This window comes from Cupriavidus sp. GW823-FHT06D04 (genome assembly GCF_058795055.1).
Genome location: NZ_JBXAHL010000008.1, coordinates 94,203 through 108,471 on the forward strand (window position 1 = coordinate 94,203; position 14,269 = coordinate 108,471).

Below are 14,269 nucleotides of genomic sequence, written 5' to 3' on the forward strand. Positions count from 1 at the left end.
ATGGGCGCCGTGGCCCGCACCGCAACCCTTGGGGAATTGCCAATGCTCGATACCGGATTCTCGCCCTGGCCCAGCTTCAGCCGCGAAGAGGCGCAGGCAGTGCAGCGCGTGCTGCTCTCGAACCGTGTCAACTACTGGACCGGCACCGAGTGCCGCGACTTCGAAAAGGAGTTCGCGGCATGGTGCGGCGCCGAGTACGCCGTCACCCTGGCGAACGGAACGCTGGCGCTCGATGTGGCGCTGCATGCGCTGGACATCGGGCCGGGCGACGAGGTGGTCGTCGCGCCCCGCACCTTCCTGGCCAGCGTTTCGTGCGTCGTCAATGCGGGGGCGAAGCCGGTGTTCGCGGACGTCGATCCGGACAGCGGCAACCTCAGCGCCCACACCATCGCGGCCGCGCTGACGCCGCGCACGCGCGCCGTCATCTGCGTGCACCTGGCCGGTATGCCGTGCGACATGGACCCCATCATGGCGCTGGCGCGCGAGCACGGCTTCAAGGTGATCGAGGACTGCGCGCAGGCGCACGGCGCCGTCTACAAGGGACGCATGGTCGGCACCATCGGCCATATCGGGGCCTGGTCCTTCTGCCAGGACAAGATCATGACCACAGGGGGCGAGGGAGGCATGGTCACCACCGACGATCGCGAGCTGTGGTCGCACATGTGGTCATACAAGGATCACGGCAAGAGCTGGGAGGCCATGCATGGCCGCGCGCATCCACCAGGCTTCCGCTGGGTCCACGACGCCTTCGGCACCAACTGGCGCATGACCGAGATGCAGGCCGCGATCGGCCGCATCCAGTTGCGGCGCATGGCTGACTGGCACGAACGGCGCACCGCCAACGCCATGGCGCTGGCAGATGCGCTTGGTGCTTGCGATGCTCTGCACGTGCCGCTGCCGCCAGCCGGGATCGAGCATGCCTGGTACAAGTTCTATGCGTTCGTGCAGCCCAGGGGCCTCGCCGAGGGCTGGAGCCGCGACAGCATCATGGCTGCCATCAATGCCGCCGGCGTGCCCTGTTATGCGGGCATCTGTGCCGAGGTCTACCTCGAGAAGGCCTTCGACGGCACCGGATTGCGCCCGCCTGCACGGCTGCCGGCAGCGCGCGCGCTGGGCGAGACCAGCCTGATGTTCCTTGTGCATCCCACGCTCACGGATGATGAAGTGCGCATGACCGGGCAGGTGGTGCGCAGCGTGATGCAACAGGCAACGCGCGTGGCGGCTTGATGGCGACTTTCCTGTGGAACCACTACCTCTATTTCGGCGAAAGCCGCGTGGCATTGCCGCTGGTGGCCTGGGTCGCGGTCTGCTTCGTCGTGGCCGGGCAAGGCTGGCGCGCGCTGCGCTGGGCGGTATCGTTCGGCGTCGGCGGCGCATTGCTGATGGCGGCCAAGTCCGCGTTCAGCTACGCCGGCTGGTCCCTTCCGACCATCGGCGTCTACAGCGTCAGCGGGCACGCCATGCTGACCGCAGCGGTGTACCCGGTGCTGCTGATGCTGCTGGGTTCCGTGCTGGGCAGGCAGATGGCATGGCTCGGACTGGCGACTGGGGTGGGGCTGGCCTTGTTCATGCCCGTGGTGCTGGTGACGGATTTTCACCATACGATCGGTGAGTCGCTCATCGGGCTGGGGGTCGGGTTTGCCGTTGCCGGGGTGACCCTGTGGCGCTGGCGGCCGGTTGGCTTTCTGCACGTCGGCGCGGCCGTGGCATTGCTGGTGCCGGTGGCGCTGCTGTTCGACCCGCGCGACGCCGTCGAAGACTTGCAGGGCGCGTTGCGCAGCCGCGTCATGCTCTGGACGGGAGCGACCGGCGAATACTGGCGCAGCATCGACCCGGATCCGGCAACGGGAAGGCGGGTCATCTCCGTCGGGTTTTGGAGTGAGAGAGACACGTCAGGGCAGGTCCCCCATCGGCGCCGGCATCACAGCGCATGGCCGTCGTATGAAGTTCTCATTGAGCGCGCTGGACGGCACCCATGAAATCTGCCACGGAATTCGGCTCATTCTTCCCGCTCGACCCCGCCGTCCCCCTGGGCGGTGAGGCCTGGCTGCGCCCGGGCGACCTGCTGACCGGCACCGGCCGCGATGCGCTGCGCGCGATGGTGGCGCACGGGCGCTCGCACGGATGGCGGCGGCTCTATGCGCCCAGCTACTACTGCCATGCGGTGCTGGACGACATCGCCCGCGACATCGACGTGCGCATGTATCCGCATGCTCCGTTCGGCGGCCCGGCGCAGCTTGCGCTGGGCGACGACGAGGCCGCGATCGTTCCGGAATACTTTGGCCTGCAGGCCGAGGTGGAGGTGCAGGGCGGCAGCGTCCTGCTCGACCGCTCCCACGACCTGCTCGCCACCTGGTCCTACGCGCGGGCGCCGGACTATGTGTTTGCGTCGCTGCGCAAGACCCTGCCGGTGCCCGACGGGGGACTGGTGCGGCCGCCGCCCGGGCAGCCGTTTGCACGTTCGCTTGCGCCCACGCCGGCACATGTGCGCGCCGCCGCCAGCATGGCCGCAGCCATGGCGATGAAGGCGGCGTACCTGGCCGGCGCGCAGGTCGCCAAGGCGGCCTACCTGGCGCTGGCCGCCGAGGCCGAGGGCAATCTGCGCAGCGATGCCGAAATCTCCGGGCCATCGGCGCTGACGCGCGTGCTGGCGCCGGCCGTCGATCTTGGCTGGATGCGGCAGCGGCGGCAGGAGAACCTGGCGCTGCTGGCCCGCTGTTTCGCCGGCCCGCACGCCGCCCTGCCCGCCGGCATGCAATGGCGGGAAACGCCGGCCTTTGGCATCCTGCTGTGCGCCGATGCGCCGCAGCGCGAGCGCGTCCGGCAACGGCTGATCGGCGCGGATGTCTATCCGGCGGTGCTCTGGCCCATGACCTGGCCCGGCGTCCCCGAGGACAACCACCGCCTGTGCGGGCGCATACTGGTCCTTCATGCCGACTACCGCTACGGCCTGCACGACATCGGGCGCCTCGGCGAGATCATCTTGCAGATCGCCGCCAGCATTGCCGCAAATCCCGATACTTCCGACGAGGACCGACGATGATGAAGATCAATCTGCTGGAGACCTCCAGCGCCGAGTGGCTCGACGTGCTGCAGCGTTGCCGGCACGACAGCCACCATATGCCGGGATGGCTGCGGGCGGCGCAACATGAAGGCAGTGGCAAGGCGTTTGCCATCCACGTCATGGATGACGGCCATGAACTGTTCGTGCCGCTGCTGAACCGCGACATCAACGGCAAGGACTGGGATGCAAGTTCGCCCTACGGGTTTGCCGGCCCGCTCGTCAGCGACGACGCGCCGGACGCGTTCATTGACACCGCCTTGTCCGAGGCCCTGGAACTGCTGCGCGGGCGCGGCTGTGTTTCATGCTTCATCCGGCTGAATCCGATTGTCAACGCGCCATGGCGCAGCGCCGTCGGCACGCTGGTCGATCATGGCATGACGATCTCGATCGACCTCTCGAAGAGCGAGGCCGAGCATTGGCACGACACCTCGCACGGGCACAGACTGGAGATCTCCAAGGCCATGCGCGCGGGGGTCACGGTGCGGCTGGACGAGACCCTGGAAACGCTGCCGCATTTCATCCGTCTCTACAACGCATCGATGGACCGGCTGCGTGCTTCCGACTACTACTTCTTCGACGACGCTTACCACTACACGCTGGCCCGGGAGCTCGGCGACCGGCTGCGGCTGTTCGTGGCGGAGGAGGATGGCGTCATCATCGGCGGCGCGACCGTCACGGTGTCTGACGGCACCGGCATTCTTCAAGGCCACTTGATGGGCATCGACGCACGCTACCGGCACCGTCAGCCCAGCAAGATCATGCTGCACGCCATCCGGCAGTGGGGACGGGAGCAGGGCCACCGCTATTACCACCTCGGCGGAGGCCTCGGCGGCTCGGCCGAGGATTCGCTGTTCCGCTTCAAGCGCGGGTTTTCGCCGGACACCCATGTATTCCGCACGCAGCGGGTGGTAGTGGATCCCGGCAAGTACCTGGCGCTGTGCGACGGCACGCCCTCGGTGCTTGAGGATCTGAGCGGATACTTCCCTGCCTATCGACGGTAGGCCCGGCAGGGCCCGGGCACGGATGACGAACGACAGCCGCCCTTTGAGGCGGCTGTCGTGTCTGGCAAGCAGCGCTCGGGGGATGGCGAATCAGAGCTTGCCCGGGCTCGAGAGCGACACCGGCTTCGCTTCGCTGGCCAGCTCGGGCTGGCCCAGCGCGTGGGCCGCGACCCGGCGCAGCACGACCTGGCGCGGCACCCCGGCGTCGTCCGGCGTGTCCTGGATGGCCTGGCCGCTTTCGGCGGGCACGGCGGCAGGCACCGGCTTGCGGCTGGCGTCGTCGAGCGAGGTATACGGGGCGTATTCCGGCACGATCGCCTGCACCATCGTCTGGATCTTCAGTTCGTCGCGGGCGTCGCAGGCCGCGTAGAGCCGGGTCAGCATCTCCCGCAGCTCCGCCTCCTCCAGGCTTGGCTCCTGGGAGCACATGATGCGTTCGTGGTCGCTGGGCGTGACATTGCCGCCGATCAGCAGCTCCTCGTAGAGCTTCTCGCCCGGGCGCAGGCCGACGAACTTGACCTCGATGTCCCCGTTCGGGTTCTTGGGGGTGCGCTCCACCAGCCCGGCCATCTCGATCATGGTCCGGGCCAGATCCACGATCCGCACCGGCTGCCCCATGTCCAGCACGAACACCTCGCCGCCGCGGGCCATCGCGCCCGCCTGGATCACCAGCTGCGAGGCTTCGGGGATCAGCATGAAGAAGCGGATGACATCGGGGTGTGTGATCGTGATCGGCCCGCCCGCTTCAATCTGGCTGCGAAACAGGGGAACCACGGAGCCGGAAGACCCCAGCACATTGCCGAAGCGGACCATCGCGAAGACCGTGCGGGTGCCGGGCCGTGCCGCCGCGGCCTGGAAGATCAGCTCCGCGATGCGCTTGCTCGCGCCCATCACGTTGGTGGGGCGGACGGCCTTGTCGGTCGAGATCAGCACACAGGTCTGCACGCCGAAGCGGTCAGCCATGTTGGCGATGGTGAGCGAGCCCAGTACGTTGTTGCGAATGCCCTCGGGCATGTTGCTCTCGACCAGGGGCACGTGCTTGTAGGCCGCGGCGTGATAGATGGTATCGACCTGCTGGCCCTGCATGGCGGCGGCCACGGCATTGGCGTCGCACACCGAGCCGATGCGCGCCAGCAATGGCACCCCGGGGAAGTTCCGGCGCAGGTCCTGCTCCACCATGTACAGCGCCCATTCGGAATGGTCGAACAGGATCAGCTTGCGCGGCTGCTGCGTGGCAACCTGGCGGCACAGCTCGCTGCCGATGGAGCCGCCCGCGCCGGTCACCATGACGACCTTGCGGTGCGTGCACTTGGCGAACAGCGCCTCGCGCGGCGGCACGGCTGGCCGGCCAAGCAGGTCCTCGACCTTGACCTCGCGGATCGACTGCATGGTGATCTTGCGGTCCACCAGCTCGAGCAGCGTGGGCAGGGTGCGCACGCTCACGGCGTATCGATGCAGCTTGTCCAGGATGCGCTTGCGCCGGTCCGGCGACAGCGAAGGCACCGCCAGCACCACTTCGTCGATGCCCAGCCGCTGCAGCTGCTCCCGCATGCGCGAGGTATGGAACACCGGCAGGTCGGTGAAGGTGTGGTTGTCCAGCGAAAGGTCGTCGTCGAAGAAGCACACGGCCTCATGGTCGACGCTGGCGCGCATGGCGTTGGCGAGCTGGAAGCCGGCCTCGCCGGCGCCAAAGATGCCCACGCGCCGGGTCGGGCGCCCGCGGGCGCTGCGCCACAGCTCAGTGCGCCGCAGCATGGCGCGGATCAGGAAGCGCGAGATCACGACGTAGGCGAAGGCGATGAACCAGTAGATCAGCAGGCCGGCGCGCGGCAGCCGGCTGTCATTCATGAGAAAGGACACGGCGTAGGTCAGCCCGACCATGGCTGCCATGCTGATGCCGGCGGCCCACAGCACCTTGAGGTCGATGTAGCGCAGCACGGTCCGGTACAGGCCGCTGAACGAAAACACCGGGATCGTGCACGCCGCGATGAACAGCGGCGGCAGCAGGCCGTACTGGACGATCAGCTCCTGATTGCCGGAGCGCAGCAGCAGGGCCAGCGCGAAGCACAGGGGCAGGGCCAGCAGGTCGACCGTCATCATCAGCACGATCTTCTGGCGGCGCGAAAGGGATAGCAGGCGCAGGGAGCGCGGGGCTGTCATGCCCGGAACTCCTGCAACACCACCGCTGCCATTGTCACTGCTACCCGCATGGCCCACAGGCTCTGGCTGGCGGGAACCGCTCGATGCATCCATATCGGTGTGTCCATTGCACGGCTCTTCTGCCCGGAAGGCGCCGGCGTCAGCCTGCGACTGGCTGTGATGCCATGGGTCGCCGTGGGTTCACGCATCACCGTGTGCCGGCGTGAATCCGCTTTCCTGCAAAGCTATCGTTTCTGCGTGGTGTGGCGCAATCGGGCTACGTGCGCTGCCGAACGTGGAATGGCGATGGGCCAGGGCACGCAGAAACGGGTACGCATGCCATTGCCGCCAGCTGGTGTCGTCATCGATCGCGCCATGGCAGGCTGGCGCAGAGGGAGCACGGGGAAAGGGCGTTATTGCCGCGGCGCAGGCGCTGCAATGCGGGTACGTGCGTTGCAGCACAGGCGCTGGCGAGGGAGCGCAGAAATGGGTACGCTCCCCGGGCCTGCGTGGCGGTCAGTCGCGCGGCAGTGGCGCGCTGAGGCCGGTCCCTGACCCCTGGCGCCCGGCTGGTCGCGGGCCGCGTAGCAGCTGCCACAGGCAAGTCGCCGTGTCATAGAAGGTGCCGGCGCCGCGCAGGCCGGCTGCGCGCAGGTGGTGCGCAAGGTCGTGCGGCAGGGCCAACAGCAGGAACAATGCCGTCTTCAGCGGGTGCTCCGGGCCATGGTCATAGCGCCGGCAGGCCACATACAGCCGTGAGGCGTCGCTGGCGGGGCACGGCCGGTCGGCCGACACCGATGGCAGGCGCTGGTTGACTGCGCTCGGGACCATCTCAATGCGGTAGCCGAATTCCTGCACCGCGCGTGCGGCCAGTTCCAGGTCGTCGTAGCCGACGGCAAGGTGCTCGTCGAACGACAGGTTCTCGAACAGCTCGCGCGGGAACACCGCGCTGTGCAACAGCACCGAGCACAGGCGCTCGCCGCGGCGGTAGTCCAGTGTCGGGTAGCCCAGGAACGCCGGCTTGCGCGGAGCGCCGCGCCGCCCCTGGCAGACCTCGGTCCCGGTCAGGATGAGCGGCGTCGCGCAGCCGGCGGTGGCCCGCCGGAGATGGTCGTCGGCTACGGACTCGGTCATCTGCTGCAGGAAGGTTGCGCCCAGCAGGGTCTGGTCATCCAGGAACAGTACGTGCGAGCCGGTGGCCGCGCGCAGGGCGCGGTTGCGGTTGGCGGCCCTGGAGCGGCGCGGGCCTTCCAGGTAGGTGATGTCCGGATAGTCCCGGCGCATCATCTCGCGCGTGTCGTAGCCGCTGCTGTCGTCGGTGACGATGAGCTGGTGCGGCGGCATGGTGGAATCAGCGACCGATTGCAGCGTGTGCCGCAGCTGCTCGGGATGGTCGCACGTGGAGATGCACACCGAAACGGTGGGCAGGAAAGAGCTTGCCGGCATGGTGACCCCTCCAATGTTCGGCAGATGGCAGACGCCTGCGCCGGCCCGTCTGGTGCGGGCGCGGCGCAGGGTCCTGAATTACAGCACCGGGCTGGCGGCCTGGAACGCGGCGTCGCTGGTGCGGGATGCAACCACCGGGCGCGCGTTGCTGCCGCGCGTGAGGCGTTCATCGCCGCTGACCCACTCGAGCGTCGCGCCACGCTGCAGGGCGGCATAGACGGCCTCGCCCTTGTTGCGTACCTTCAGGCGCTGGTACAGCGTGCAGGCGTGGCTCTTGACCGTGGCCACCGAGATATTGAGCATGCGGCTGACGGTCTTGATCGGGTAGCCGCGTGCCAGCAGCACCAGCACCTCGTACTGGCGCGGCGTGATCTTCAGCATTTCGGCTTCGTCGTAGCTGGGCTCTTCCTCGACCAGCGGCGCTGGGCTGGTGGAAGCCGGGGCCGACAGCGGCTGCCCCGGCCGCAGGCAGGTGAGGTCGCGCACCGCCACGGTGGTGCGCGCGGCTCCGGGCGTGCCGGCGCATGCCACCAGCGACAGTTGCTCGCCTGTGAGCGCGTGCGCAGGGTTCAGCGGCAGCGGCGCGGCCGAGGCCAGCGACTGCACCGCCGGCATGGCCGAGCGCGACGCCGACGGCATGGAGCCGGTCTCGGCCGAGAACAGCAGCCCCTGCACGCCTGACACCGCCAGCCGGATGGCCGCCTCGATCACCGCAAGCGAAGCGGATTTCGGCAGGCAGCCGCATACGCCGCGTGCGCTGTCCGCGTTGGGCACATGCAATGGCAAGATGTCCGCCAGGATCAGGATGCGGTGCGGCGACAGGGCTTCGCGGGCCTGTTCGAGTTGCGGCCAGCCAGACCCCACATCGGCGGGCATGCCGAATACCAGCAGGTCGGCATTGTGGTGCCGGGAATCCAGCCTGGCGATGTCCGCAGGCGCAATGGCGGCAACCTGGGCGGACTCCTGGATGTTCTCGAGCATCTGCAGCAGCCCGAGCCGGAGCAGTGGATGCTCCTCGATCAGCAACGCATTCATTGTCTTCACTCCCCGTTACTCGGGAGCGGACTGCGGGGCGCTTTGCGTATGGAGGGGCATTGCAGGACAGCAGTCACCCGCGGCGACTGGCTGCTTGTCTGACCCCCATGCTTCCATGCTCCCGCAGTCCCGTTCTTCTGGATGGAACTTGTCGGCGGCTGGAAGGTTGACCCGAACCCGGACCCGAAAGATTCTCGCTCCTAAATCGGCTTAAATTCATCTTATGGGCTGGTTGAATGGAATGCAAGCAGGCCGGTCTGGGACGAGTAGGGGTGGGAATGAAAGGACATACATAATCCTTTCAAAAATCACCCAAATGCGCCGGTCCAGGTTCCGCAAACGCCGCGCTGGCGCGGGGTCCAGGAGGTTTCATGGATGTGACATCCGGATTTAATTTGGTTGCAGCACTGAAACAGATAGCATTATTGACACCCCTCGTAAGTAGTGTTCTTAACCCCATCGTGGGGTATCGGTAATATATCTGCGGCGGATTGCTCCAATCATGAAACGCCGCTTTCATATGTGTTTTCGAAATAGGCCTGCCTGATTTTCAGGCAGGTCGGGCGCATGGCCTAATGCTTCTGGATGAGAGACGTCTCCCACCTCGGGATGAGCCCTGCGGCGTCGGCTGCACCGGCCTGAACCGGGCTTGCCACCGCCTGCCGGGAGGGCAGGGCGGCGGGCCCGGGGCCGGCCGGCAGGTCCGCCCGCGGAGGCGTCAGCGGGCCCAGTGGCCGGGGCGCATGACCCAGCCGTGCGGGCCGCGCACCCAGCGCTCGGGCACATAGCGGTAGCCTGGACGCTGCGCCTGCCAGTAGCCGCCACGCCAGTCGTAGCGCCCGCCGGTGGCGGCCCAGTGGCCCGGCACCCAGACCTGGCCGCGGCGCGCGGCGGGGTGCGGTTCATAGCGCGGCGGCGGGGGCGGATGGCCATAGCCGTGGGCGACCACCACCGGCTGGGCCTCGGCGGGGGCGGTCAGTCCGAAGACGCCGCCCGTGGCGAGGACGGCTGCGGCAAGCAGGAGCTGGCGTTTCATGTGGATTCTCCTTGGGGCGGTTGGAAGTGGCTGGATCGATCAATAGCGGTCGTAGTGGTGGTAGCGCGGCGGCGGCCCGCCGCGCGGTGGCACTACGATGCAGGCGGACAGCAGTGCGGCCGTGGTGGACAGCAGCACCACCAGCGAGAGGGCGCGTTTCATATGGACTCCTGGCGGGTTCGCGTTGGACACGGCTTCAATGTAGCGAGCCGGCCCCGCACTGCGCGCTTGCACTTGTAAGGCTGTCTCACATGGGCTTGTCCCGCTGGCGCAGGCCTGCGCCGAGCGCGCGGCATCCCGGAAGCCCTTGCGTATCAAGGCATTGCGCGCATGGCGGCAGGCCCATGGCGTGGTGTTCGCGTGCCGGGTCGGAGGTAATGTGACGTTACACCGGAAATAATTCTCGCAAGGCAATGGGCCCCGGCGCGGGCGTTGCACGCTTTGTGGGCGGTCTGGCTGGGCACGCAGAAACGGGTACGCCGCGATGGTGCGCGATGCCTCGGCATGGCCCGGTGAAGGGCGTACTGGTAGCGTCACGGCGCCATCGTGGTGCCGTCACGGGACTTCAGGCGCGCATTTCAGTGGGGCGGAAATGGCATGAAGCTTGCGCCATGGGCTATACCAGTCGGAAGTGGCCTCGTGTGCTTGAAGGAGGCGTCATGCCGGTCATGCTCATCGTGCTTGCCCTGCAATGGCTGCAGGGGTTGTCGCCGCCCGCCGCGGCGTTGTTCGCGCTGCCTCAGGAGATGGCGCCCGTGGACGCCGCGGCCATCATCGAACCCGCGCTGACACGCTGACATGGGCTGACGCCGGGGTGGTATGACCACCCTGCCGCCGTGGCAGTCCGAGTGGTTCCATCCAACCTACCACTGTCATGGAGTCAGCATGAACCGCAGCGACGTCACCGACCTCATCATCGAAGCCAAGGTCACCCGCGGCATTACCTGGGCGCAGGTGGCCGAGCGCGTCGGCCGCAGCAAGGAATGGACAACCGCGGCGTGCCTGGGCCAGATGGCATTCGACGCCGCCGGCGCGCGCGCGGTGATGGAGGCGTTCGGGCTGCCGCCCGAGGCCGAGCCCTGGCTGCGCGAGGTGCCGTACAAGGGCTCGCTGCCGACGCAGGTGCCGGCCGATCCGCTGATCTACCGCTTCTACGAACTCATCAGCGTGTACGGCACCACGTTCAAGGCGCTGATCCATGAAGAGTTTGGCGACGGCATAATGAGCGCGATCGACTTCCGCATGGACCTGCAGCGCGAGCCCGATCCCAACGGGGACCGGGTGCGCATCGAGATGTCGGGCAAGTTCCTGCCCTACAAGACTTACTGAGGGGCGACTGCGCGCACGGGCGGCAGCGCAAAGGACACGTCATAGCGCGCCGGGTCCAGGCGCATGGTCAGCACGCCCACCAGCGCGGCGCAGGCCAGGTGGTACCACCAGCCGGCGGCGAAGTCGCCGGTGCGTTCGTGCAGCATGGCGGTGATCCAGGGCGCCAGCGACGCCAGCAGGAAGCCGCCGCCCTGCATCAGGGCGCTCAGCGCGCCGGCGCTGTCGGGGTCCGGCAGGTGGTCCAGCGCCACCACCAGGTACAAGGCAAAGCAGCCGCCCAGGCCGGCGCCGCCGATCACGGCCCACGCGTGCGGCGCGGCGTCGGGCCACAGCGCCAGTCCGCCGAAGCCCGCCACCTGCATGGCCAGCGCCAGCGCCATCCAGGCGCGGCGGTCCAGGCTGCGTGCGGCCAGCACCGGCAGCAGCAGTGCCGCGGCGGCCTGCGCCACCGCCATCAGCGCCACCAGCGACCCGCTCGCCGAAGCGCTCCAGCCGTGGTCCTGGTAGAACGGCGCAAGCCACGCCACCAGCGACGCATAGCCGCCGTTCATGACGCCAAAGCAAGCCATCAGCAGCCAGGTGCGCGGACGCCGCAACAGCGCGCGAGTTGCCCCCGCCGGGCGGCTTGCCGGTACCCCGGGGCCGCGCGCCGCGGCGCGCGGCAGCGCCACCCAGGCCAGCGCCAAGGCTGCCAGCGCGGGCATGGCCCACAGCGCCAGCGCATCGCGCCAGCTGCCGGCCAGCGCCGTCACGTAGGGCGACAGCTGCGCGCCGAGCGCGCCGCCGCCCATCAGTGCGGCGGAGTACAGCCCCATCACCGGCGCCACGCGCCCCGGGAATTCCTGCTTGACCAGGCCCGGGCAGGCGGCCTGCACCACGGCCACGCCCAGCCCGCACAGCGCGGCCGAGGCGATCAGCCAGGTGCCGTCCGCCACGCCCAGCCGCAGCGCACAGCCGGCACCCAGCAAGGCCAGCGCGCCCAGCACCGCAGCGCGCGCACCCAGCCGTTCGCGGATGGCCGGCCCGAAGAAGGCGCCCACACCCATCAGCAGCATCGGCAGCAAGGTCAGCCAGGCCATGCCCTGGTAGCTGAGGCCGGTGCCGGTGCGGATGGCCGGGGCCAGCGGCCCCACCGCGGTCAGGAACGGCCGCAGGTTCAGGCCGATGCCGGCGACCGCGGCCAGCACCAGCCAGCGCGGGGTGGTGCGGATGTTGCGGACCGCGCTGCCGTTGGCGCCGCGCGCGCCCTCAGCCACGGGGCGCGCGCGGGCCGTAGAGCTGCGCCGCAGAGAGATCGACCGGCACCCGCGTGAGCGGCAGTGGCGGCGAGTTCAGCGACAGGCGCAGCGCCTGGTAGGCGGCGTCGCTCGACATGCCGTAGGGCGCCGCATCTTGGTTGTCGAAGGCGTAGTAGACCGCCTGCACGCCGGCCATGGTCATCGCCGCCAGACACATCGGGCAGGGGTGGCCGCTGGCGTAGATCACGCTGCCGCGCAGGTCGGGACGGCCCAGCTTGCGTGCGGCGGCGCGCACCGCCTCCATCTCGGCATGGGTGGTGGGGTCGTGGCTGTGGACGATGTCGTTGACGCCGGTGGCGACGGCCTCGCCGTCGAGCACCAGCACCGCGCCGAAGGGGCGCGCGCCACGGTCACGGTTGGCCGCTGCAAGGCGAATCGCCTCGCGCATGAATTCCTGGTGAGTGGTCATGGTTGGCAAAGAAGTGAGTGCATGCTCTCGAACAGGGCGGCATGGGTCTTTGAGGGGCGTTCCCGGCGGCTGCAGGGCGCGGGCCGGGGCAGCGTGCCAACTGTACGCGGGGGCTTGGTAATTGGGAAATTAAATGATGAAATCGCCGGCAGTGGAAAAATCAATGGATAAACCGGCCATGCACGACCCTCGCCTCGATCCCGTGCTGCTGCAGAGCTTTGTCGCGGTGGCGGAAAGCGGCAGTTTTACCCGCGCCGCGCAGCGCGTGCACCTGACCCAGTCTACGGTCAGCCAGCAGGTGCGCCGGCTGGAAGACCAGCTCGGCTGCGTGCTGCTGGACCGCGGCGGCCGCTATGTCACCACCACGCCCGAGGGCGAGCGCCTGCTGGGCTACGCGCGCCGCCTCCAGCAGCTGATGGCCGAGGCGGTGGGGCAGCTGCGCCAGAGCGCTGGCCAGGGCGAGATCCGCATCGGCGTGCCCGAGGACTTTGCTGCGCGGCCGCTGACGCCGGTGCTGGCCGGGTTTGCCGATGACTGGCCGGGCATGCGGCTGGAGGTGACCAGCGGCATGAGCCATGAGCTGTGGCAGCGCTTCCAGGACCGGGAACTGGACCTGGTGCTGGTCAAGCAGCGGGTCGGGCAGGCGCCGGGGCTGGCCAGCTGGCCCGAGCCCCTGTGCTGGATCGACAGCCGCGGCCGCCCGGCGGTGGCGCGCGACCCGGTACCGCTGGTGGCATTTCCGGTGGGCGGGCTGTACCGCGGCGAGATGACGCACGCGCTCGACGCCGGCGGACGGCGCTGGCGCGTGGCCTTTGTCAGTGCCAGCCTGGCCAGCATCCTGGCCGCGGTGGCCGACGGCCTGGGCGTGACGCTGCTGCCGCGGCGCCTGGCCACGGCCCAGCACCAGGTGCTGGAGGACCACGGCTGGCCCGCCGCGGTGCCCGACGTCGAGCTCAGCCTGCACGCGCAGCCGGATCTGCCGGCCGCGGCGCGCGACATGGCCGCACGGCTGGCCGCGCTATGCGAGACCGTGATGGGACCGGGCGAGCCGCCGGATCAGCCGAAGAACTCGTTGTAGTAGCGGGTGCAGGTGCCGGCCGGGCGGAAGGTGTAGGGCAGCTCGGCCATCGCCGCGGCTTCCAGCGAGCCGAACGGGATGTCGGGCGCGGCCAGGGGGCCGGCTTCGGGGGCGGATTGGTGGTCGGGGCGCGCAAGCTGGGCGCGGGGGTTGGATGGCGAAGTCATGTCAGGCTCATTCTCAAGGGCCGGGCACTGCACCCGGAAATTGCGGATCGGCGTTGTCAACGCGTGCAGCCATCCTAATGCTGCAGCGCGGCGCAGTCAGCCACCCCAGCCTGAACACACTGTTGCGCAATCGGGCCCAATCGGGGCGACTTGCCCGGCGTTGCCCGCGCCTGGGTGCCGCCGGCGACTTGTGCCAACGCCGTGCGCGGCAGGGTCTATATTTGGCTGAGGGTTGCCTGCGCCGCTTGCGTTGCGGCCAGCGCGGCC

General features: G+C 68.7%; 15 protein-coding genes. 7 read left to right on the plus strand and 8 right to left on the minus strand.

Going from position 1 to position 14,269, the window contains the following annotated elements; all coding sequences use genetic code 11:
* Positions 1-42: 42 nt before the first annotated feature.
* From AC1Q7H_RS13245 to AC1Q7H_RS13260, 4 genes are read left to right on the plus strand one after another with little or no spacing between them, the layout of a single operon-like run.
* Complete coding sequence (locus AC1Q7H_RS13245) at positions 43-1,227, plus strand: DegT/DnrJ/EryC1/StrS family aminotransferase (RefSeq protein WP_013951753.1); 1,185 nt, start codon at positions 43-45, stop codon at positions 1,225-1,227.
* Entirely contained in the window at positions 1,227-1,979 is a 753-nt protein-coding gene (locus AC1Q7H_RS13250; protein ID WP_153954319.1) for a phosphatase, read from the plus strand. Before AC1Q7H_RS13245 ends, AC1Q7H_RS13250 begins: the two co-directional genes overlap by 1 nt.
* Entirely contained in the window at positions 1,976-3,043 is a 1,068-nt protein-coding gene (locus tag AC1Q7H_RS13255; protein WP_153954320.1) for a hypothetical protein, read from the plus strand. The genes AC1Q7H_RS13250 and AC1Q7H_RS13255 overlap by 4 nt, the downstream gene beginning before the upstream one ends.
* Positions 3,040-4,065, plus strand: coding sequence for a GNAT family N-acetyltransferase (locus AC1Q7H_RS13260; RefSeq protein WP_492378463.1), 1,026 nt, complete (start codon positions 3,040-3,042; stop codon positions 4,063-4,065). The genes AC1Q7H_RS13255 and AC1Q7H_RS13260 overlap by 4 nt, the downstream gene beginning before the upstream one ends.
* A 90-nt stretch (positions 4,066-4,155) precedes the next feature.
* Here AC1Q7H_RS13260 and AC1Q7H_RS13265 read toward each other — a convergent pair whose 3' ends face one another.
* The 5 genes from AC1Q7H_RS13265 to AC1Q7H_RS13285 all read right to left on the minus strand — a co-directional run bounded on the left by AC1Q7H_RS13265 (position 4,156) and on the right by AC1Q7H_RS13285 (position 9,883).
* A complete protein-coding gene (locus AC1Q7H_RS13265) occupies positions 4,156-6,225 on the minus strand; it encodes a polysaccharide biosynthesis protein (protein WP_153954322.1) in 2,070 nt (689 codons plus the stop codon).
* 495 nt (positions 6,226-6,720) lie between these two features.
* On the minus strand, positions 6,721-7,650 hold the full coding sequence (locus tag AC1Q7H_RS13270; protein WP_013951758.1) for a glycosyltransferase family 2 protein: 930 nt from the start codon (positions 7,648-7,650) through the stop codon (positions 6,721-6,723).
* A gap of 78 nt (positions 7,651-7,728) precedes the next feature.
* A complete protein-coding gene (locus AC1Q7H_RS13275; protein ID WP_013951759.1) occupies positions 7,729-8,685 on the minus strand; it encodes a LuxR C-terminal-related transcriptional regulator in 957 nt (318 codons plus the stop codon).
* A 718-nt stretch (positions 8,686-9,403) separates the two neighbouring features.
* Positions 9,404-9,721, minus strand: a complete 318-nt coding sequence (locus tag AC1Q7H_RS13280) for a YXWGXW repeat-containing protein (protein ID WP_153954323.1) — start codon at positions 9,719-9,721, stop codon at positions 9,404-9,406.
* A gap of 39 nt (positions 9,722-9,760) precedes the next feature.
* Positions 9,761-9,883: a hypothetical protein gene (locus tag AC1Q7H_RS13285; protein WP_013951761.1), complete on the minus strand. Its 123-nt coding sequence runs from the start codon at positions 9,881-9,883 to the stop codon at positions 9,761-9,763.
* 497 nt (positions 9,884-10,380) lie between these two features.
* Between AC1Q7H_RS13285 and AC1Q7H_RS13290 the strand changes: the two genes are divergently transcribed.
* Entirely contained in the window at positions 10,381-10,518 is a 138-nt protein-coding gene (locus tag AC1Q7H_RS13290) for a hypothetical protein (RefSeq protein ID WP_013951762.1), read from the plus strand.
* An 88-nt stretch (positions 10,519-10,606) separates the two neighbouring features.
* Positions 10,607-11,050, plus strand: coding sequence for a cyanase (cynS, locus tag AC1Q7H_RS13295; protein WP_041228499.1), 444 nt, complete (start codon positions 10,607-10,609; stop codon positions 11,048-11,050).
* On the opposite strand, the gene AC1Q7H_RS13300 is transcribed toward cynS, so the two are convergent.
* Both AC1Q7H_RS13300 and AC1Q7H_RS13305 read right to left on the minus strand, forming a co-directional pair.
* Positions 11,044-12,306 (minus strand): cyanate transporter, encoded by a 1,263-nt coding sequence (locus AC1Q7H_RS13300; RefSeq protein ID WP_013951764.1) that lies wholly within the window; start codon positions 12,304-12,306, stop codon positions 11,044-11,046. The genes cynS and AC1Q7H_RS13300 overlap by 7 nt on opposite strands.
* Positions 12,299-12,757 (minus strand): nucleoside deaminase, encoded by a 459-nt coding sequence (locus AC1Q7H_RS13305; protein WP_080569576.1) that lies wholly within the window; start codon positions 12,755-12,757, stop codon positions 12,299-12,301. Before AC1Q7H_RS13305 ends, AC1Q7H_RS13300 begins: the two co-directional genes overlap by 8 nt.
* A 178-nt stretch (positions 12,758-12,935) precedes the next feature.
* On the opposite strand from AC1Q7H_RS13305, the gene AC1Q7H_RS13310 reads away from it, so the two are divergent.
* Positions 12,936-13,835 carry a LysR family transcriptional regulator gene (locus tag AC1Q7H_RS13310; RefSeq protein ID WP_492378464.1) on the plus strand — a complete coding sequence of 300 codons (900 nt, stop codon included), beginning with the start codon at positions 12,936-12,938 and terminating at the stop codon, positions 13,833-13,835.
* Here AC1Q7H_RS13310 and AC1Q7H_RS13315 read toward each other — a convergent pair.
* Positions 13,814-14,002: a hypothetical protein gene (locus AC1Q7H_RS13315; protein WP_041228500.1), complete on the minus strand. Its 189-nt coding sequence runs from the start codon at positions 14,000-14,002 to the stop codon at positions 13,814-13,816. The two genes, AC1Q7H_RS13310 and AC1Q7H_RS13315, sit on opposite strands and share 22 nt — an antisense overlap.
* Between the last annotated feature and the right edge of the window lie 267 nt (positions 14,003-14,269).